This is a genomic window from Streptomyces sp. RP5T (assembly GCF_003933965.1).
Classification (GTDB): domain Bacteria; phylum Actinomycetota; class Actinomycetes; order Streptomycetales; family Streptomycetaceae; genus Streptomyces.
Genome location: NZ_RSAJ01001142.1, coordinates 1 through 1,080, shown reverse-complemented (window position 1 = coordinate 1,080; position 1,080 = coordinate 1). Strand labels below are relative to the sequence as shown.

Annotated in this window: 1 protein-coding gene; it reads right to left on the bottom strand. The window is 73.3% G+C overall.

The annotated features are described in order from the left end of the window. Nucleotides 1–143: 143 nt before the first annotated feature. On the bottom strand, nucleotides 144–1,076 hold the full coding sequence (locus tag EHS43_RS45025; protein WP_260471030.1) for a lysylphosphatidylglycerol synthase transmembrane domain-containing protein: 933 nt from the start codon (nucleotides 1,074–1,076) through the stop codon (nucleotides 144–146). Nucleotides 1,077–1,080: the final 4 nt, after the last annotated feature.

The window sequence follows — 1,080 nt, the reverse complement described above, 5'->3', positions numbered from 1 at the left end:
GCCGAGGCGGGGGCCGCGGGGGCCGCGAGGCCGAGCGCCAGCAGCAGGGCGGCGGCCATGCATCTGAGATTGATGAATGAATCCACCTGAGGATGCTAGAAGTGTTGGCTTCATCATTCAATGGCGCGACGGTCGCCGGGTGTTCACAGGACCTTCCGGTGCACGAGCGCCGACATGCAGAGCACCCCGGGCAGCAGGGGCAGCCACACCGTCAGGACGCGGTAGCCGATGAGGGTCGCCGTGCCCACGCCGACCGGGACGCCGTAGACGGCGAGGGTGAAGACCATGGCCGCGTCCACCGGGCCGATGCCGCCGGGCGCGGGCACCGATCCGACCGCGCTGCTCGCGGCGAGGTACGCGAACGCGACCTGCGCCCAGGACAGCGTCACCCCGAGCGAGGCGCCGACCGCGTGGATCACGCTCGCCTGGAGCAGGGGGGCGGCGGCCGCGCCGCCCCACAGGGCGAGGACCCGGCTGGGCATGGTGTGCAGCCGGCGGGCGTCGGTCAGGGCGGTGCGCACGAAGGTGACCGCCGGGCGGCGCAGGGGGCGCACCAGGGTCAACAGCAGCAGCGTGGCGCCCAGTCCGAGCGCCGCGGCCACCAGCGGCAGGAACAGCATCCGCCGGTCCGGGACGAGATCACCGAGCTGCAGCAGTCCGGGCAGCGCGACCAGGAAACCGATCAGGACGAGCGTCTTGGCGATCGGCCTGACCAGCGCGTACAGGGCGAGCGAAGCGGTGGCGCGGGCCAGCGGGACGCCCTGCCCCTGGAGGAAGCGCAGGGTGACGGCATGGGCGCCGAGGCTCGCCGGCAGTACATGGTTGGCGGCACCGGCGGCGAACTGCGAGGCCACCAGGAGCCCCGACGGCAGCCGCTCGGGCAGCGCGCCCTGGCGTACGACGGAGGCGGAGATCCACCCCAGGCAGGTGTAGAGCAGCCCGACGAGCAGCCAGCCGGGATCGGCCGAGGCCAGCCGCGCGGTGCCGTCGTACAGGGCGCGCCAGTCCAGCACCGCCCACACGCCGATGAGCAGAAGGGGGAGCACGGTGAGCAGACGGCGGGTCAGACGGGTCAGGGAG